This window comes from Amycolatopsis sp. NPDC000009 (assembly GCF_055563465.1).
Window position 1 is genome coordinate 66871 of record NZ_JBVHDI010000015.1, and the last position, 18997, is coordinate 85867.

The window sequence follows — 18997 nt, forward strand, 5'->3', positions numbered from 1 at the left end:
GGTGGGGGTGTCCGGCATCCTCTATCGCATCAATGGTTTAGACCACCTTGAGCCGGAAGGATGCGTCATGACCCAGACAGCCGCCGCCTCGACCACCGAGGTCGGCCCGACCGCCCCCAAGTGGCAGGGACTCGCCCTCTCCGCCGTCCGCGTCGTGGTCTCGTTCCTCTTCCTCTGCCACGGTTTGCAGAAGATGGGCCTCTTCGACAAGCCCGCCGTGCCGTTCGGCACCTGGCCGGGCTGGTACGCCGGGGTGATCGAAACGGCCGGCTCGCTGCTGATCCTGGCGGGCCTGTTCACCCGCCCGGTCGCGGTACTGCTCTCGGGCACGATGGCGTACGCGTACTTCGTCGTGCACCAGCCCGACGCGCTGCTGCCGCTGCAGAACAAAGGCGAGATGGCCGCCCTGTACTCCTGGATCTTCCTGCTGTTCGCGGTGGTCGGCCCGGGCACCTACGCGCTCGACACCCTGCGCCGGCGCCGCAAGTCCTGAAAGTCCGTGAAGGCCTCCTTGAGGGACTCTGGGTCCCTCAAGGAGGCCTTCACGGACAACGGGGTCAGCGGCCTTGAGGCATGCCTGCGGCAAGGTCCGACAGCGCCAGCACGTGCTCCATCAGCACGGTCAGCACCTGCTTCGTCGACTCGCGTTCCCGCGCGTCGCACAGCAGCAGCGGGACGTCCATGCCGACGTCGAGCGCCTGCCGGACCTCCTCGGTGCCGTATCGGTAGGCGTTGTCGAAGCAGTTGACGGCGACGACGAAGGGCAGCCCGCGGCGCTCGAAGAAGTCCACGGCCGCGAAGCAGCTGTCGAGCCGCCGGGTGTCGGCCAGCACGACGGCGCCGAGCGCGCCTTCGGCCAGCTCGTCCCACATGAACCAGAACCGGTCCTGCCCCGGCGTGCCGAACAGGTACAGGATCAGCTCGGGGTTGATGGTGATCCGGCCGAAGTCCAGCGCCACCGTGGTGGTCGTCTTCTTCTCGACACCGGTGAGGTCGTCGACGCCCTCGGACGCCGCGGTGATGACCTCCTCGGTGCGCAGCGGGGGGACCTCGCTGACCGAACCGACCATCGTGGTCTTACCGACCCCGAACCCGCCGGCGACGAGGACCTTGACCGCGTTCGCGGTCAGGGATCGCCGGGGCTCAGAGTTTCCGGATGCCATCAAGAACCGCCTGGAGTACGTGTTTGTTGGGGGTGTCGGTGACCGGGGTCGCGGTGCGGAACAGCACGAGGTTCTGTTCGATGAGGTCGCTCAGCAGCACCTTCACCACCGGCAGCGGCAGGTCTATGCGCGCGGCGACCTCCGCGACGGAAGTCGGTCTCTGGCACAGGTTGAGGATCCGCCCGTACTCCGGCTCGAAGCCCGCCACCTCCTGCGAGGAGCGCATGGCGACCACCAGGGTGATCAGGTCGAGGCCGAGCGTGTCCGAGCGGGTGCGCCCGCCCGTGACGGCGTACGACCGGACCAGCGGCCCGGCCTCCTCCTCGAACCAAGACTCGTGCCGCCCGCTCATGGCGACGTGGGAGTCGCGGCGCGGGGCGCCGAAGTGAGTACCGCGCCGACCCGCTTGACCATCAGGTTCATCTCGTAGGCCACGAGGCCCATGTCCGCGTCCTCCTTCGCCAGCAGCGCGAGGCACGCACCGCGGCCCGCCGCGGTGACGAACAGGAAGGCGTGGTCCATCTCGACCATGGTCTGGCGGACGTTGCCGCCGCCGAAGTGCCGTCCCGTGCCCCGGGCGAGGCTCTGGAACGCCGACGCGACCGCGGACAGGTGCTCGCCGTCCTGCTCCGACAGGTTCCCGGACCGTCCGATGAGCAGGCCGTCGGAGGACAGGACTACCGCCCTGTCGGCACCGGCGACACGCTTGACCAGGTCATCCAGCAACCAGTCGAGTTCACTGACTCCCGCGTTGGCCATCTAGTCACGATCTCCGTACATGTCGAGGTCGGTGTAATCGTCGGTGGGTTCGGTGTCCCGCGCGCGGCGCGTGCCCTGCTGGAACGCGGCGAGCCGGTTCCTCGCCAGCTCGGGGGTGTCCTCGCGGACCTCCTCGCGCTGGGCGGCGGGCCGGTCCTCCATCAGCTGGGGGACCAGGTTCGCCTGGCGGCGGCGCTGCGGCAGCGGTGGCCTGCCGGGCGCCTCAGGGCCGGGCCGCCGGGTCTGCGGCGGGCGGCCGTCCTGCGGCCGGGTGTCGGCGGGCGGCCACGCCGGCGGCTGCACCGGCTGCGGACGTCCCTCGGCACGCACGGGCTCGGGGCGGATCGGCTCGGGCCGCGGCGTCTCCGGCCGGGGCACTCGCGGCGGGCGCGGGGGCAACGGCGGCAACGCGGATCCGGGCTGCTCCGGGGCCTGCTGCTGAGGCTGCGGCTGCGGCGCGACCGGCATCGGCACGGGCAGTTCGGGCCGCTCCGCGGGGATCTCGGTGCGGTGCCGGGCACGACGGCCCGGAAGCAGCGGCGCGGCTTCCGGCACCTCGGTGCTCTCGGGGTCCACCTCGTCCTCCGGCTGATCAGACGGGACCGGCGCGAGCAGGTCGGTGCGGACGAGCACGATGGCCCTGGTGCCGCCGTACGCGGATTCGCGCAGGTGCACGGAGATCCCGTGCCGCGCCGCGAGGCGCGCGACCACGAACAGGCCCAGCCGTGGCTCGGCTGACAGGGCCATGATGCCGAAGTCCGGCGGATCGGCCAACATCGCGTTCAGCTCGGCGGCCTGCTCGGGCTCGATACCGAGGCCCTGGTCCTCGACCTCGATCACGACACCCTTGCCGACCACGTTGCCCCGCAGCTCGACGCGCGACTGCGGCGGCGAGAATGAGGTCGCGTTGTCGATCAGCTCGGCGAGCAGGTGCACGAGGTCGCCGACGACCGGGCCCTGCACCGCCATCGCGGGCATCTTCGCCGTCTTCACCCTGGCGAAATCCTCGGTCTCGGCCGAGGCGCCGCGGGTCAGCTCGGCCAGCGTCACCGGCTTGCGCCACTGACGGCCTGGCTGCCCGCCACCGAGGATGATCAGGTTCTCCGCGTTGCGACGGGCGCGGGTGGAGAGGTGGTCCAGCTGGAAGAGCGTGTCCAGCTGCTCCGGGTCCTCCTGCTTGCGCTCGGCCTGGTCGAGCACCTTGAGCTGGCGGTGCACGATGACCTGGCTGCGGTGCGCGATGTTGAGGAACACCGTCTTGGTGCCCTCACGGGTCCTCGCCTCTTCGACGGCGGCCGCGATGGCGGTCTGCTGCGCCTTGTTGAAGGCCTCGGCGACCTGGCCGATCTCGTCGTCGCCGTGGTCGAGGAAGTGACCCTTGTCGTCGAGGTCGACGGGTTCACCGGCCCGCACGCGGTCCACCAGTTCGGGCAGCCGGATCTCGGCGACGTCGAGGGTGTCCTCGCGCAGCCGCGCCAGCCGTCCGATGAGCCGGTTGGACAGCCGCAGGGCGATGACGAACACGCCGATCGCCACCAGCAGCGCGATGGCCGCGGCGATGGCCGACGTGATCAGCGTCCGGTCGGCCTCGTCGACCGCCTCCGTCGTGGCCGTACCACTCTGCTCGACGAAGCCGCGCATCATCGCGTCGCTGACGCCGCGCGCGGCCTGAAGCCACGTCTGCTCGGGGATGGGGAGCGTGGCCTTGCTGTTCTGCAGGAAGGTGTTCTCGACCGTGGTGACGGCCTTCCACGGATCGCTGGCGACGAGCTGGTCGAACTTCGCCTTGACGTCCGGGATCATCCGCGAGACCGAAGACTCCAGCTGCGAACGGTAGGAACCGACCTCGGTCACGTAGGCGCGGTAGGCCTCGTCGGTGAAGCCGCCGCCCGCGACGGCCGCGGCGGCGAGGGCGTTCGCGCGCTGCATCTGGTCGATGGCGGTGAACAACGGGACCGCGGTGATCCGCTGATAGGCGTTCTCGGCGTTCGGCGCGTCCTGGGCCAGCCCGGTGAGGCCCTCGACGAACTGGTCGAGGATCTGGTTGTAGAAGGTGAAGGCGTCCAGCAGCGGGAGCTGGCCGGAATCGGCCGACTGCCGGATCTGCGGCGCCTTCTGGAGGAGCCCGTTCAGCGTGGCGATGTTGCGCTGCACGCTGTCGGGCGAGTCGCCGACGAACTTCTGCAGATGCGCGGCGACACCCTGGGCGGCGGCGTCGGTCTTGGCGCGCTGCTCGACGAGCGTCGCGTGCTGCGACCGGTCGCCGGCGAGCTCGCGCAGGGTCAGGCGCCGCTCTTCCTGCACCTGGACGAAGAAGGGGAGAGAGGGGGCTTCCGAGTCACGGATTCGCTGCGCGTAGTCACGGCCGTCGACCGCGTCGAAGATCAGGTACCCGCCGATCGCCAGACCGACCAGCATCAGCGCGATGCTCGGAATGAGCGCGATCGTCAGAACGCGCGAACGAATCGAAGAGCCGCGGCCTCGTCGAAGGGAAATCTGCTTCACCGTGGTCCGTTTTCCTTCCGGCAGTTTTTGGTGTCGGGTCGCCGGGGATTCATACCCGCGGGATCCGATAGCCGGATCAACACAGCGTGGTCCGCTCCGCCCGCGAAGACGCTAGGAGACCCAAACGGGTGAGTCAAGTCCAGACGCGAAGGGTAGTCGCGTATGGCCGTGACCTGCTGACAAGAGGCAGCCGGACCAGGAAAGTCCACCACGTGGGACAGGGCCCCCGGCCAAGTGACTCACCAGTAGATCACCTGGCGGTTTACCGCAGGCAGCGGCTTGATCGTCACTCTTCGGATTCGATCAAGTCACACCTCTCGGACCCCGAGTCCGAGCGAAAAAGCCGACGAAAACTACGCGCCGTGACCTCGCTCACGCTTTCGGACCAGCGCTCCACATACCGTTCGGTTTGCGAACGACATCACCGCGGAGCAACGCCGCCGTAACACCCTTCGCGCCACGAAATCGAGAATTTCCGCCGCTCATTACCGGCGATTCGGCGAAATGATCTTCGTCGAACCGGCCGAGCTCGTCGTCGAGGAGCGCGTCGACCCTCCCGGAGGCGTCGCGGAGGATCCGGACGCCCGCCCAGCACAAGGTCGCCACCCCGCAGATCAGGATCACGACGAGCGCGGTCTCGACCGGATACCGGGCACCGAATTCGTTGAGCAGAAATCCGGAGGCGGCACCGGACACGGCGACGACGACATACGTGAACGACATGATTCCCTCCCTCTCCGGCGCCGCGGACCGCGCCTCGCCGACAAGACGGGCGACGCGGGTTTTCCTTACGCCACAGGGGAAGGATCTACGTCACACACGCGGCGGGGCGAAGGTCGAGATTAACAGCGGATTCGCGAAAGAGCGCGCGTTCTCCCCCGCCGGGGCGAGGTGATCACCTATTTGCCATCGATTCCCGAATAAGTTTCACCCCTTTCGCCACACCCGGTATACCGAAATGAGTGGCTTCGAAAATCATCGAAAGCTTCGGAGATCCCGCAGCGTCGTCACGGCGCGAAGCACCTCGCCGTAGGTGGTGTAGAGCGGCGCCAGCCCGAATCGCAGCACGTTGGGCGGGCGGAAGTCGCCGATCACGCCGCGGTCGATCAAGGCCGCCATCGTCTTGGCCGCGTCGTCGTCGATCACCGAGATCTGGTGGCCGCGGTCCGCATCGCGCGGGGTCCGGATCGTCGCGCCGTCGAGGAGCTCGTCCGTGCACCGGAAGAAGAACTCGCCGAGCGCGAGGCCCTTCTCCCTGAGCACTCCGCGGTCCACCCCGTCCCAGACGTCGAGGGCCGCGTCCAGCGCGAGCAGCGACAGAATGTCGGGCGTGCCCGCGCGGCCCCGCGCGATACCCGCGTCCGCCTCGTACGCGCCACGCATCGCGAACGGATCACGGTCGCCCGCCCAGCCCGCCAGCGGCTGCTCGAAGCGGTCCAACCACTTCGTCGCCACGTAAAGGAAAGCGGGCGATCCGGGGCCGCCGTTGAGGAATTTGTAGGTGCAGCCGACGGCTAGGTCCACGCCCGCCGCGTCGAGTTCGACGGGCAGCGCGCCGACGCTGTGGCAGAGGTCCCAGAGCGCCAGCGCACCGGCGCGGTGCAGTGCCCCGGTCAGCTCGGCCATGTCGTGGGCGCGCCCGGTGACGTAGTCGACGTGGTTGATCAGCGCGACGGCCGTCCGCTCGCTCACCTGGGCGGGCATGTCCTCGGCGACGACCCGGCGCACCGTGCGCCCGGTCAGCCGGGCGACCTCGTCGGCGATGTAGCCGTCGGTCGGGAAGGTGTCCGCGTCGACGAGGATCTCGTCGCGGCCGGGCTGGAGGCGGGTCGCGGCGACCAGCGCCTTGAACAGGTTCACGCTGGTCGAATCGGCCACGACGAGCTGCCCCGGCGCGGCGCCCACCAACGGCGCGATCCGTTCGCCGACCCGGACCGGAGCCTCCCACCAGCCCTCCGACCAGGACCGGATGAGCCGCCCGCCCCACTGCTCGCGGACGACCGCGGCGACGCGTCCGGCCACGTGCTTCGGCGGGGCGCCCAGCGAGTTGCCGTCGAAGTAGGCGACACCGGCGTCGAGGTCGAATTCGTTTCGCTTGTGCGCCAAGGGATCGGCCGCGTCCAGCGCCGCGGCCTCGGCTACGAGGTCAGTCACGGCGACCATCGTCGGCGAGAGTGTTCCAGAAGTCCAGTTCGTACGCCTGGAACAGCCGAGCGTGGGTCCGAGCGTCCTTTTCGGACAGAACACCGGCGTCGAGCGCGGCCTGCACGGCTCGGACGGCCAGCTCGTCCAGCTCGGGGGACGGCGTGCCGAAGAAGTCGAAGAAGGCGCACGCCTCGTCGTCGAAGCCGTAGCGCTCGCGCATCGCGGCGGCGATCGCGGCGCAGTACCGGCCGAAGGCGGCGAAGTTCGCGACGATCGCCACGATGACGTCCGCCGGTTCGCCGTTGAGCGCGAGCCAGGCGACGAACGCCGGGTACGCCTGGCATCCCGCGCGCGGCTCGAAGCCGGATGACTCCTCGGCGAGCGCCGCCAGCTTGCCGAGCGCCAGCCCTTCACCCGCAGCCAAGGCCGCGAAGAACTCCCGCGCCGGCTGGTCCTGGGAACGCGACGCGAGATGGAGGAAACTGCGCCAGTCGCTGCGGACGATCCGGTACTCCTCGGCGGCGATCGCGGCGAAGACCTCGCGCGGCGCCTCGCCCGCCTCGACCACCGGGACGAGCCTGTTCTCGTCGTCGCGGGGCGCGAGTTCCGCCTGGACCGCGTCGATCAACTCGCGTGCCGGACCGGTCATCGTCGTAGCTCCTCCTGGTGCGGGACTGACGCGGTGAAAACGGAAAAGGTGGACATTTCGCGGGCCACCACCGTGGCCGCGATTCTCTATCCAGCACTGCCGACAGCCCTTACAGTGTGCCTGATCAGGCAGCATCGAGGAGGCCAGCGTTGACCACCCAGCCGACCGTCGCCGAGCAGATCGAAGGCCAGACCATCCCCGCCCTGCTTCACCGCAACGCCCAGGAGTTCGGTGAGCTGCCGGCGGTCACGTCACTCGACATCGAGGGCAAACCGACCCTCACCTGGGCCGAATTCCGCACCGCCATCGCGGAGGTGTCCCGCGGGCTCGCCGGGCTGGGGCTCGGCGTCCGCGACCGGATGCTGATCATGGCGCCGAGCAGTCCGGACCACCTGATCGCCGATCTCGCCGCCGCTCATCTCGGCGCGATCCCCTGCACCGCGTACGCGACGCTCAGCCCGGAGCAGATCGGGTTCGTCGCCCGGCACAGCGCCGCCGGCGTCGTCGTCCTCGCCGGTGCCGACGAACTCGCCCGCTGGTCGCAGGTCCTCGACGACCTGCCCGCGCTGCGGCACGTCGTCCTGCTCGACGGGTCCGTGGTCCCCAAGGACGACAAGCGGTTCCTGTCGTTCGCCGACCTGCGCGCGGCGGGCGCCGAGGCGCACGCGGCCGACCCGCGGGCGTTCGAGACCGCCTGGGCCGCGATCACTCCGGACGATCCGCTGTCGATGATCTACACCTCCGGCACCACCGGCGACCCCAAGGGTGTCGTGCTGTCGCACCGCAACGCGATCTACCAGGCCGTCGCCGTCCAGAAGCTGCACGACTCCCCGATGCACGCCACGAACATCGCGTACCTGCCGCTCGCGCATATCGCCGAACGCGAACTGTCGATCTACATGCCGATCGTGTGGGCCGGGCACGTGCACACCGTCGCCGACCCGACCGGCGTCGTCGGCGCGCTCGGCCAGGTGCACCCGAAGAGCTTCTTCGGCGTCCCGCGGGTGTGGGAAAAGATGGTGGCCGGCCTCAAGAACCTGCTCGGCTCGCTGCCGGAGGAGAAGCGGAACGGCCTGATCGCCGCGAACGAACTACTGCAGCAGGGCTACAAACTACGCAGCGACGGCAAAGAGGTTCCGCCCGAGCTCGCCGAAAAGATCGCGCAGACCGACGCGGCCGCGCTCGCGCCGGTGCGGGCGATGCTGGGCCTCGACCAGATCGAGGTCGCTTCCAGCGGTGCCGCCGCGCTGCCGGTGGAGATCCTGTACTTCATCGCCGGGCTCGGCGTCGAGATCCAGGAGGTCTGGGGGCTGTCCGAGACCACCGGCGCAGTCACCTCGAACACGCCGTCGGCGTTCAAGGCCGGTTCGGTCGGCCGCCCGCTGGAAGGCATCGAGGTGAAGGTCGCCGAGGACGGCGAACTCCTCGTCCGCGGCGCGATCGTGTTCCTCGGCTACCTGCAGGCGGACGGCACGATCGAACCGGACGTCGACGCCGACGGCTGGCTCGCCACCGGCGACATCGGGACCATCGACGAACGCGGCTTCGTCACGATCACCGACCGCAAGAAGGAACTGATCATCACTTCGAGCGGCAAGAACATCGCGCCGACGAAGATCGAAGGTCTCCTCAAGGAACACCCGCTGATCGGTCAGGCCGTCGCGATCGGCGAGAAACGGCCGTACGTCACGGCGCTGATCGTCGTCGACGACGAGATCGCGCCGGGCTGGGCGACCGCGAACGGCATCCAGCTCGCGGAAGGCGAATCGCTCGCCGACAACGCGGAGGTCCGCGCGGAGATCGAGAAGGCCGTCGAGGCGGCGAACGCCCGGCTGGCCAGGATCGAGCAGATCAAGCGGTACCACGTCATCCCCAAGGCGTGGACGCCGGAATCCGGCGAGGTGACCCCGACCCTGAAGCTGAAGCGGCGGATCATCAACGACCGGTACGCGCCCACGATCGCGGACCTGTACGCGGCGGCTTCGGAACCCGCTCCCGCCGCCGGCTCCTGATCGCGCGTGAAGGCCCCCTTCCCTCGGCTGAGCCGAGGGAAGGGGGCCTTCACGCGCTTCGGCCCGGTCGCGTTGGACGTGCGCCAAGTCGTCACACGCGTGCTTGAAGGCGTAACTCGCGTGTTTCCCGCCGGAAGACCCGGTGCGGCTCCGGCCCCGGCGAGTTACGCCTCCAATCACGCGAGTTACGTCTCTGATCACGCGAGTTCGCCCTCCAAACACGCGAGTTCGCCCCTCAATCACGCGAGTTCGCCCCTCAATCACGCGAGTTCGCCCTTCAAGCACGCGTGTTCGCCCTTCAAGCACGCGGCGAAAGGGGTCGCGACCGGTGAGGGGCCGCTGCTAACTTGCCGCCGTGGATCTCTTCTCCCGCTCCTGGGCGGCACTCCTCGCCGCCGTCGCCGAAATCCCCGACGAAGACTTCGCCAAGCCGTCCGGCTGCGCCGGCTGGCTGGTCCGGGATCTGGTGTGTCACCTGGTGATCGACGCCCAGGACGTCCTGATCACCCTCGCCACTCCCACCGAGACGGAACCCACGCGCGACGCGGTCACCTACTGGGAGATCGCCGAGAAGCCGCCCACCGGCGAGGACGACCTCGACGCGCTGATCGTGCGGCTCGCCGCCGCCTACCAGGAGCCGCGGCTGCTCAAGTTCCATCTCGACGACGTCGGCTCCGCCGCGGGCCGGGCCGCCGGCCTCGCCGACCCGGCGTCGCGGGTCTCCACCCGCGACATCGTCCTGACCGCGGGCGACTTCCTCGCCGCGTACGTCCTGGAGTGGACGCTGCACCACCTCGACCTGGTCGCGTATCTCCCGCACATCGACGGCCCCGCCGCCGACAGCCTCGCCAGGACGCGGCAGATCCTGGAGCAGCGCACCGGCGAAACGTTCCCGGCGTCGTTCTCCGACACGGACGCGCTGCTGGTCGGCACCGGCCGACGTCAGCCGACGGACGCCGAGAAGGCCGAACTCGGCGACCTGGCCGTGAAACTGCCGTTCGTGGTCGGCTGATCCGGACGACACGCGTGATTGCGTGGACGACACGCGTGATTGGACGGACGACACGGCGTTGTTGTCCGTCCAAGCACGCGTGATCACGCGGTCCGGGTCGACTCCGTCCACTTGCGCAGCCTCGGCGGGACACGCTTTTCGAGGCCGTAGTTCTCCAGGTGCGCGCTGAACACCTCGTCGAAGGCGCGCTGCACGGTCTCGGTGTCCCACACCGGCCGCTCGAGAATCGGCTGCTTCAGGTACGGCTGCCCCATGACGTGCAGCTGCGGCCCGTTGCAGCGGATCATCTGCCCGGTGATCCCGTCGGATCCTGGGCCGAGCAAGAAGAGCACGACCGGCGCGATCCGCGACGGCGTCCGGTCCGGCGGGCAGGCCCGCAGCGACCGTTCGGACTTCCACACCATCCGGGTGTGCGCGAGCGGGCAGACCGCGTTCACCCGGATCCCGCTCTCCTCGAGATCGAGCGCCCACGAGTAGGTCAGTGAGGCGACGGCGCCCTTGCTGGCGGCGTACACGCCGAGCTTGCGCTGCCCGAGCGACGCCCCGGACGAGATGTTGACGATCGAGCCCGGCGTGCCCCGCGAAACCATCGCCTTGATCGCGGCGAGCCCGGTGTACATGACGCCGAGGACGTTCACCTCGACCAGCTCGCGGGCCTGTTCGACGTCGTCCTCCCACGGCAGCGCCTCGTAGTTGAGGCCCGCGTTGTTGACCAGCCCGTCGATCGCGCCGAACTCGGCGAGGCACAGGTCGACGATCTCCTGTGCCTGCTTCGGATCAGCGACGCTGTGCCCGCTGGCGACCGCCCTGCCGCCGAACCGGCGGATGTTCTCCGTCGTCCGTTCGGCCAGTTCGGCGTCGATGTCGTTGACCACGACGGCCCCGCCCGCCCTCGCGACGTGCACCGCGAACGCCTCGCCGAGGCCCCGTCCCGCCCCGGTCACGACGACGGCCTTGTCGTCGAGCAAACCGTTCATCGCCTTCACCCCTTTGACCCAGCCGGCCTCCACCTCCAGACCGGTCTCTACTCAGTGTTGGCCCATTCGGCCCAACCGGACCGCCGGCGGCGACGAACGGCGGCCCGGCTGCGCCGAGCGAGGGCGGGGCGATCGGCGCGCAGATACCCGCGGGCGAGTCAGGCCGCCGTCACCCACCGGTCAGACGGCGTAGCCCGATCAGCTCAACAGGCGCAGGATTCGGCGGTCTTCTGTTCGTCTCCCTGTAGCCAGAGGCATACTGAACGTTGTCCGGCGGGACGACAACTGTGACTCCCTCGTCGACCGCGTACCACGGCAGGCAAGAATGCGAGGGACGTAAGTTCACCCGATCGGGGGGAGGTGGTCACGCAGTGAAGACGAACGCGGCGCCGCGGATGACCGCCGCCCTGGCGAACCGCGAGTTCCGCGCACTCTGGCTCGCCGAGGTGCAGTCCCTCATCGGGGACCAGCTCACCATCGTCGCGCTGGCGATCCTCGTCTACGACCGGACAGGTTCCGCGCTGCTTTCCGCGGTGGTCTACTCCCTGACCTTCCTGCCCGCGCTGGCCGGTGGTCTCGGCCTCTCCCAGCTGGCCGACCGGTACCCGAGGCGCACCGTCCTCGTCGTCTCGTCCCTGATCCAGGGCGTGCTGATCGCGATCATGGCGATCCCGGGCACCCCGCTCGCCCTGTTGTGCGGGCTGGTGGTGCTGGCACGGCTCGTGAACGCCCCCGGCAACGCGGCGCAGAACGCGCTCACCCGTGAGGTGTTCACCGACGACGACCTCTATCTCAAGAGCCAGGACATCAGGGGTATCTCGACCAACACCGCCATGCTGCTCGGCCTGGCGGGCGGCGGCCTGCTGGTGTCGCAGGTCGGGGCGAGCTGGGCACTGGCGCTGGACGCCGCGACGTTCCTGCTGAGCGCGGCCGTGGTCCGCTTCTCGGTCTCCCGGCGGGCGGCGGCGTCCGACGGCAGCGGCAGCTGGTTCGGCGCGGTGAGGCAGGTTTTCGGCAACCGGCACCTGCGGGTGCTGGTCTGGTTCTCGTGGCTGGTCGGCCTGGCCGTCGTCCCCGAGGGGCTCGCCGCGCCGCTCGCCGCGGAGATGGGCGTCGGGAAACAGGCCGTCGGCTGGCTGCTGGCCGCCGATCCGCTGGGCTTCGTCATCGGGGCGTACCTGCTGTCCCGGTTCGTCTCGGCGGAACAACGACGGAAGCTGCTCGGCGTGCTGGCGGCACTACCGATGGTCGCCCTGATCGCCTTCGCGCTCCAACCCGGGCTGATCCCGGCATTGCTCCTGCTGGCGGCGGCGGGTGCCGCGGGGGCGTACCTGATCACGGTGAGCGCCACGTTCATCACGTGGGTCCCGAACGAACTCAGGGGCGGTGCGGGTGGGGTGTACCGCACCGGGTTGCGGGTGGCTCAAGGAGTAGGGGCGGGACTCGGCGGGCTCGCCGCCGATCGGCTCGGGGCGGCGACCTCGGCCATCGCCCTCGCGGGCGTGGTCGGCCTGTTGCTGGCCGTACTGGTCGCACTCAGCTGGGGACACATCAACGGATCCAGCCCGGAACCGCTGCTGTCATGAGGAATCCACACTGGACGACCCCTGGGGCGGCACGGCCGCCCGGCGGGTTCGTACTAGGAAATCTCGACACGACACTGCTTCGGCACCTCAGTGAAAAGAAACGGCTTCGGGTCAGAAGTCACGGCTCGACACGGTCATCCACCTCCCGGCCACCTCGTTGCTGCGAACTATTACCTTGTCCGGGCTCAGAAGTCACGACTGGACACTATCCGTCACCCCTTCCGCGTCACGTCTCGAAAAACATTCAGTCGCCAAGATCAGAAATCACGGGACACGATTGGCACCTCCGGTCCGTGTTCGCGGGCACCCTTGCCTGTGTCGGACAACCGATGCGATGGGATGATACCGGCCGTGGAATACGAACGGTGTATCAGTCGGTACCGGTGAGATTACTCAGCCGTGCCGTCCGCGCGGAAAAGAGGTAGCAATTGCCAGCCGAGACCGGTGACCGCCGCCAGCACGGTGACGGCACCGGCGACCTTGACGACGCGACGGCGCCACCCGCCGCCCAGAGCGGTGCACCCGTGACCGAACGCGGGCGGACGAGTCCGGAAGGTGACCAGGCCCCGCCGGAACGCCATCCCTACGATCCCAGGGCGTGGGCGCTGTGGCAGCGGCCGAAGCGATTCATCGCGTTCCTTTTCGCGATGGAGGCCATCGGAATCGCGATCATGGTCCTCGCGACGATGAATTCCACAGATCCGGGAAGAATAGACTGGGTTCGTTTCGCGATTCTCGCGGTCGGCGCCACGGCGCATATTCAGCTCACCCAGCGACAGGAGGAAAGGCGGCGCGACCGAAGCCGCACCGTCCTCATCGACCTCACCGCGGTCTGGACATTTCCGGCCGCGGTGATCCTGCCGCTTTCGCTCACGCTTTCCATCATCGCGATCGTGCGTATCCAGCATTGGTTCATCGCCCGCCGTCCCGCGCACAACTTCGTGTTCTCGTCGGTCACCCACGGCGTTTCGGTGACCCTGGCGTCGCTCACCTTCGCCGCTTTCGGGCCGCATGAATGGGGACGGATCTCCGGCTGGGACACCCTCGGCGAGTTCGGGATCCTGATCGTCGCGGGAATGGTCTTCGAAGCGGTGCAGATCGTCTACATCGGCGGCATCCTCGCCCTCGGCTCGCCGAAGCGGCCGTCGATCTCCACCGTGCTCGGCAATGCGGCGGACAACCTGCTGGAGGCCATCACGATCGGCCTCGGCGCGGTCACCGCGGTGCTGCTGTTGATCATGCCACCGATGGTGATCGTGATGGCCGTGGTGACGGTGGTGTTCAATCGCCTCGCCGAGATCGACCAACTGCAAAACGACGCGCGGACGGACCCGAAAACCGGCGTTCTGAACATGCGCGGATGGTCGGAGTCGGCCGATCGGGCACTCGGAAGGACCGCCCGATCGGACGACAACCTGGCCCTTCTGATGATTGATCTCGACCACTTCAAGTGGATTAACGACACATATGGACATCCGGCGGGTGACGACGTCCTCCGCGATGTGGCCCGGAAATTGGACGAGGTCACCCGGCCCGCCGACGTCATCGGCCGGTTCGGTGGCGAGGAATTCCTCGTACTCCTGCCGGATATCGACGAAACGGCGGCCAAACTCGCCGCCGAGCGAGTGCGCAGCGCCATCGCGGAACTGCATATAGTGACTACCGACAAAAGGGGCAGCCGGGTCACCATCTCGGGCCGCACCACCTCGATCGGGGCGGCCCTGTTCCCTCGTCACGGTGAATCCCTGGAGGAACTCCTGCACGCCTCCGACGCCGCCGTCTACGTGGCCAAGGAGAACGGCCGGAACCAGGTGCGCTTCGCCCAGGACGTGCACCGGCCCGCTCCCCCGCCCGCCGCGGACCCGCATTCAGAGGACTAAACGCGTCACACCTTCGGGGGAGACTCCAAGGAAACCCCGGGGGTTATCCGGATGTCGGCCTTGATCGGCGGATGGCACCCTGGACGCCATGCCAGCGACAGCCGAAGCCGCCGCTCGTCCTGCCCGGATCCGGCGGCCGTGGTCGACTTCGGGCTGGTTGCTGCTGGTCACCGTGCTGGTGTTCGGCTTCGGGCTGATCGCGTCGCGGCCGGCCTCGCCGCCGGACCAGGGGCCACCGACGGGTGACATCCTCGCCGCGCAGAACGCGGTCGACGCGCTGGTGCGGCCGGGCCCGGTCGAGCACGCGATCGCCGAACTACCCGCCGACTTCACCGCGGTCAGCGGGATCACGCCCGGGGTGATGACGGCACGCGACGGCACCGTGCGCGCCGTCCACTCCGACGGTGGGTGCTCGGCACCCTGGGGCGACGACAACACCAAGTGGGACTACGCCGTCCCCTGCAAGGCGCACGACCTGGGCTACGACATCCTCCGCTACGCCGAACGCAAGGGGCACCCGCTCGGCCAGGAGGCCAGGGCCTCGCTCGACGACCGGCTCTCGGCGGACATGCACAACGCCTGCGTCGTCAACCCGATGGACTCGCCCGGCACCTGCGACGTCGTCGCCTCCCTCTATACCGCCGGTCTCGTGCTCAACTCCTGGCATCAGCGCTGGGGGCCGCCGGTCGGTGACCCGCTCGGCCCGATGATCGCCGGCGTCCTGGTGATCGGCGCGCTGCTGGTGTTCCGGCTGCGCGGCTGGGTCCGCAACCGCCGGAACGCCGTCACCCTTCCTGCCGAGCCGCGGCCGGTCGCCCCGGTCGGCCGGTGGGCGCTGCTCGGGGTCGCCGGTGTCGTCCTCATGCTGCTCGGTGAATCCGCCGTCGCGCTCGCGCATTGGGCAGGGGCGCCGGAGCGGTCGTTGTGGCCGTTCACCTGGCTCGCCCAGCTCTGCCCGCTCATCTTCTTCGCGGTCGGCCGGATCAACGAGGCGGGCTGGCGGTCGATCCGCGCGACCGGCGGCCGCTATCCGCAGTACCTCGCCGACCGCGCGAGCCCGTTGCTGCGCCCGGCATTGATCTTCGCCGTCGTCGCGCTGGTCGTTCCCCTGGCACTGGAGGTGCTGGGGATCCCGACCGGCACGAACGCCACCGTCATGCGGATCGCGCTGCATCCGCTCTGGCTGCTCGGTGTCTTCCTGCTGACCGTCGTGCTCGCGCCGGCGCTGCTGACGCTGTATCACCGGACGCGGACCGCCTCCGTCGCCGGGCTGCTGGCGCTGACCTTGGCGAGTGAGGCCGCCGCGCAGTGGTCCGGTTCGGCCGTCCCGCGTTACGCCGAGACGTTGTTCCTCGCCCTGTTCGTCCAGCAACTGGCGTTCGCCCACGCCGGCGGCGTCCGCCTGTCGCGTGGTGCCCTCGTGGCGACGGCGTTCACCGGCGCCGCCGGATTGGGTCTCGCGGTCGCCGTCCGTGGCGAAGGGCCGATGCTGCTCGGCGGGCCGGGCGCCCCGGCCGCACTGTCGGGTCCGCCGTGGGGCGTGCTCCTGCTCGGCCTGGTGCAGCTCGCGTTCCTCGGCCTGCTCGCGCGGCCGCTGGCCCGGCTCGGCGCCCGTCCCGCGGTCGCCGCCATCGCCCGCCTCGTCCTGCGGGCCCCGATGAGCCTGTACCTGGGCTTCCTGTCCGCGATGCTGCTGCTCGTGGCGGTCGTCTACCTGCCGGGACCGTTCGTGGACGGGCTCAGCTGGCTGGCGCGCCCGAGGGTCCTGCTCGCGATGGCCCTGCTGGCCGTGCCCGCCGTGCTCGTCTTCTGGTGGTTCGAACGGCATTCGGGACCGCAGCAGCGGACGGTCGACGAGCCGGGACTGCGGGCCATGGTCTTCTGCCGCGCGGCGGCGACGGTCGGCATGGCGTACGCGATGCTCGGCGTGTTCGGGTTCGCCCTGACCCGCTTCGGTGGCGCGTCCGCCGACGCCGACCTCCTCGGGATCCGGTTCGGCCCGGTCCAGAGCCTGGTCAACCTGCTGCTCGGGGTGTACCTCCTGCACACCGTGCGGAACGGCACCAGCCGGATGACCGGGACCTGGCTCGTCTGTGCGGTCGCGTGCGCGCCGCCGCTGATGACCGCCCTCGACGGCGAGCAGGTGAGCGCCGCGTCCGTCGCGCTGCCGGTCGCGACGATCGTCGTCGCGATGCTCGCGGCGGCCGCCACACTGGTCCCGGCCCGCGCGGCCCGGCGCGTCCTGCCCTGACCCACACAGCGCTGACCAGGCATTCTCCGTACCATTACGAGGAAACCGGTGGTGCGTGCCACATCTTCGGGGGGATGTGTAATCCTGCGACAACCCGCAACAGGCACCATGCGTCCCTTGAAGAGACCGTCGAACCGGTAACGACCAGAAGGAGCAGACCGCGTGGAGTACCCGCCTCGGAATGGGCATGGGGATCGACGTCCCGCCCGGCCTAGGCAGGACGCGCCCGGACGCGTTCCTTCCCGCCCGGCCCCACCCCGGAGTGCCCGCCCGGCCGCGGGCCCGCCGCCCAGGCGCCCGGCCCCCAAACGTGCCCCCCGGCGGTCGTTCCGCGGCCCCAAGATCGCTCTCGGCCTGGTCTCGCTGCTGGTGATGGGCCTGACCGGGTACGCGTGGGCCGCGATGGACGGCCTGACCTTCGCGAACGTCGGCATCGGCGCGGACGAAGGCGAGAAGCCCGCCGACGGCGCCCGCGACATCCTCCTCGTCGGCCTCGACAGCCGCACGGACGCGCAGGGCAACCCGCTGTCCAAGGAGGTCCTGGCCCAGTTGCGCGCCGGACAGGCGGACGGCGAGCTGAACACCGACTCGCTGATCTTCGTGCACATCCCGAACGACGGTTCCAAGGCCGTCGCGATCTCGCTGCCGCGTGACTCCTACGTCGACATCCCCGGCGGCTACGGGAAGCACAAGATCAACTCGGCCTACGCCCGCGCGATGCTCGACGAGCGCAAGAAGCAGCAGGAGAAAGGCGTCTCCGACCCGAAGGAACTCGACCAGAAGGCCAACGAGGCCGGGGCGAAGACCCTGATCAAGACGGTCGAGCAGCTGACCGGCTCGACCATCGACAACTACGCCGCCATCAACCTGCTGGGCTTCAGCGAGATCACGCAGGCCATCGGCGGCGTCGACGTCTGCCTCAACCACGACGTCGACGACCAGTTCTCCGGAGCGAAGTTCACCAAGGGCCCGCACACCATCTCGGGTGTCGAAGCGCTCGGCTTCGTCCGGCAGCGGCACGGGCTGCCGCGCGGCGACCTCGACCGCGTCGTCCGGCAGCAGGTGTTCATGGCCGGGATGGCGCGGAAGGTGCTCTCGGCGGGCACGCTCGCGAACCCCGGCAAGCTCAACGACCTGATCACGGCCATCAAGAAGTCGGTCGTGCTCAACCAGAACTGGGACGTCTTCGGCTTCGCGCAGCAGATGAAGAGCCTGACCGGCGGTCAGCTCGAGTTCCGGACGATCCCGATCGTCAACATCGAGTACAAGACCCCGAACGACGGCGTCGCCATCCAGGTCGACCCGAAACAGGTGAAGAACTTCGTCCAGGGGCTCGCGGGACCGCAGCCGGGCGAACAGCAGCAGGCGCCGCCCGCCGAATCGCCCAACAAGGCGACCACGGTCGACGTCCGCAACTCGACGACCCGCGACGGCCTGGCCTCGTCGGTGCTGAAGCAGCTCGTCGACAAGGGCTTCACCGCGGGCGACACGGCCACCGCGAGCGCGCGCAAGAAGACGGTCGTCTGGGTCGCCAAGGGCGAGAAGGCGAAGGGTCAGGCGGTCGCCGAGGCGCTCGGCGGCGACCCGACCGTCCAGGAGGACAAGAGCGTCGAGGCCGGGCACGTGATGGTCTTCCTCGGCTCGGACTTCAAGGCGCCGAGCGGGGCCGAGGGCTCCGGCTCCTCGCAGAACGCCGTCGGCTCGTCGGCCGCCGCGCCGCCGCCCGAGCAGTCCGACGAGAAGCCGATCACCGCCGAAGGCGTGCCCTGCGTCAACTGACGCTCTCGCAGCACCTCCGGGCAGGCGGGCTCAGGTGTTGCGAAAGCCACTTTCGCAACCTTCAGTGATGCGAAAGTGGCTTTCGCATCGGTTTGCGCTGGCGCTCAGGTGCGGTGCCACCTCCGGCACGTGTCGCGAAAGCCACTTTCAGGACGTCAGGTGTCTCGAAAGTGGCTTTCGCGACACGGCCACCCGCCGGCGTACGGGCCCTGAAGGCCACCGAAACGGCCCCTCCACAAGCCGTTCCTTCACCCATTCGGCCCAGCCAGCCAAAATCGA

At 69.3% G+C, this 18997-nt stretch carries 16 protein-coding genes; 7 read left to right on the forward strand and 9 right to left on the reverse strand.

The window, feature by feature from the left end:
* Positions 1-67: 67 nt before the first annotated feature.
* Entirely contained in the window at positions 68-493 is a 426-nt protein-coding gene (locus tag ACZ3HL_RS31300) for a DoxX family protein (protein WP_465418328.1), read from the forward strand.
* A 64-nt stretch (positions 494-557) separates the two neighbouring features.
* On the opposite strand, the gene ACZ3HL_RS31305 is transcribed toward ACZ3HL_RS31300, so the two are convergent.
* The 7 genes from ACZ3HL_RS31305 to ACZ3HL_RS31335 form a co-directional block, all read right to left on the reverse strand.
* Complete coding sequence (locus ACZ3HL_RS31305; protein ID WP_465535070.1) at positions 558-1163, reverse strand: GTP-binding protein; 606 nt, start codon at positions 1161-1163, stop codon at positions 558-560.
* The gene (locus ACZ3HL_RS31310) at positions 1144-1515 is read right to left on the reverse strand and encodes a DUF742 domain-containing protein (RefSeq protein ID WP_378370172.1); all 372 of its coding nucleotides are present in this window, start codon (positions 1513-1515) and stop codon (positions 1144-1146) included. Before ACZ3HL_RS31310 ends, ACZ3HL_RS31305 begins: the two co-directional genes overlap by 20 nt.
* Positions 1512-1922, reverse strand: a complete 411-nt coding sequence (locus ACZ3HL_RS31315; protein WP_016336740.1) for a roadblock/LC7 domain-containing protein — start codon at positions 1920-1922, stop codon at positions 1512-1514. The genes ACZ3HL_RS31310 and ACZ3HL_RS31315 overlap by 4 nt, the downstream gene beginning before the upstream one ends.
* A complete protein-coding gene (locus tag ACZ3HL_RS31320) occupies positions 1923-4427 on the reverse strand; it encodes a sensor histidine kinase (protein ID WP_465418325.1) in 2505 nt (834 codons plus the stop codon).
* Positions 4428-4799: 372 nt separating this feature from the next.
* Entirely contained in the window at positions 4800-5150 is a 351-nt protein-coding gene (locus ACZ3HL_RS31325) for a hypothetical protein (protein ID WP_465535071.1), read from the reverse strand.
* Between the two features lie 252 nt (positions 5151-5402).
* Positions 5403-6590 carry a kynureninase gene (locus tag ACZ3HL_RS31330; RefSeq protein ID WP_465535072.1) on the reverse strand — a complete coding sequence of 396 codons (1188 nt, stop codon included), beginning with the start codon at positions 6588-6590 and terminating at the stop codon, positions 5403-5405.
* Complete coding sequence (locus ACZ3HL_RS31335) at positions 6574-7221, reverse strand: transcriptional regulator (RefSeq protein WP_465535073.1); 648 nt, start codon at positions 7219-7221, stop codon at positions 6574-6576. The genes ACZ3HL_RS31330 and ACZ3HL_RS31335 overlap by 17 nt, the downstream gene beginning before the upstream one ends.
* 149 nt (positions 7222-7370) lie before the next feature.
* Between ACZ3HL_RS31335 and ACZ3HL_RS31340 the strand changes: the two genes are divergently transcribed.
* Positions 7371-9233: an AMP-dependent synthetase/ligase gene (locus ACZ3HL_RS31340; protein WP_465535074.1), complete on the forward strand. Its 1863-nt coding sequence runs from the start codon at positions 7371-7373 to the stop codon at positions 9231-9233.
* Positions 9234-9588: 355 nt separating this feature from the next.
* The gene (locus ACZ3HL_RS31345) at positions 9589-10245 is read left to right on the forward strand and encodes a maleylpyruvate isomerase N-terminal domain-containing protein (RefSeq protein ID WP_465535075.1); all 657 of its coding nucleotides are present in this window, start codon (positions 9589-9591) and stop codon (positions 10243-10245) included.
* Between the two features lie 83 nt (positions 10246-10328).
* Here ACZ3HL_RS31345 and ACZ3HL_RS31350 read toward each other — a convergent pair whose 3' ends face one another.
* A complete protein-coding gene (locus tag ACZ3HL_RS31350) occupies positions 10329-11222 on the reverse strand; it encodes an SDR family NAD(P)-dependent oxidoreductase (RefSeq protein WP_465418313.1) in 894 nt (297 codons plus the stop codon).
* A gap of 371 nt (positions 11223-11593) precedes the next feature.
* Between ACZ3HL_RS31350 and ACZ3HL_RS31355 the strand changes: the two genes are divergently transcribed.
* The gene (locus ACZ3HL_RS31355) at positions 11594-12808 is read left to right on the forward strand and encodes an MFS transporter (RefSeq protein WP_465418311.1); all 1215 of its coding nucleotides are present in this window, start codon (positions 11594-11596) and stop codon (positions 12806-12808) included.
* Positions 12809-13197: 389 nt separating this feature from the next.
* On the opposite strand, the gene ACZ3HL_RS31360 is transcribed toward ACZ3HL_RS31355, so the two are convergent.
* A complete protein-coding gene (locus tag ACZ3HL_RS31360) occupies positions 13198-13389 on the reverse strand; it encodes a hypothetical protein (RefSeq protein ID WP_465535076.1) in 192 nt (63 codons plus the stop codon).
* A gap of 66 nt (positions 13390-13455) precedes the next feature.
* Between ACZ3HL_RS31360 and ACZ3HL_RS31365 the strand changes: the two genes are divergently transcribed.
* From ACZ3HL_RS31365 to ACZ3HL_RS31375, 3 genes are all read left to right on the forward strand, one after another.
* Positions 13456-14688, forward strand: coding sequence for a GGDEF domain-containing protein (locus ACZ3HL_RS31365; RefSeq protein WP_465535077.1), 1233 nt, complete (start codon positions 13456-13458; stop codon positions 14686-14688).
* An 88-nt stretch (positions 14689-14776) separates the two neighbouring features.
* Positions 14777-16939, forward strand: a complete 2163-nt coding sequence (locus ACZ3HL_RS31370; protein WP_465535078.1) for a phospholipase A2 — start codon at positions 14777-14779, stop codon at positions 16937-16939.
* Between the two features lie 162 nt (positions 16940-17101).
* Positions 17102-18718, forward strand: a complete 1617-nt coding sequence (locus ACZ3HL_RS31375; protein ID WP_465535079.1) for an LCP family protein — start codon at positions 17102-17104, stop codon at positions 18716-18718.
* Positions 18719-18997: the final 279 nt, after the last annotated feature.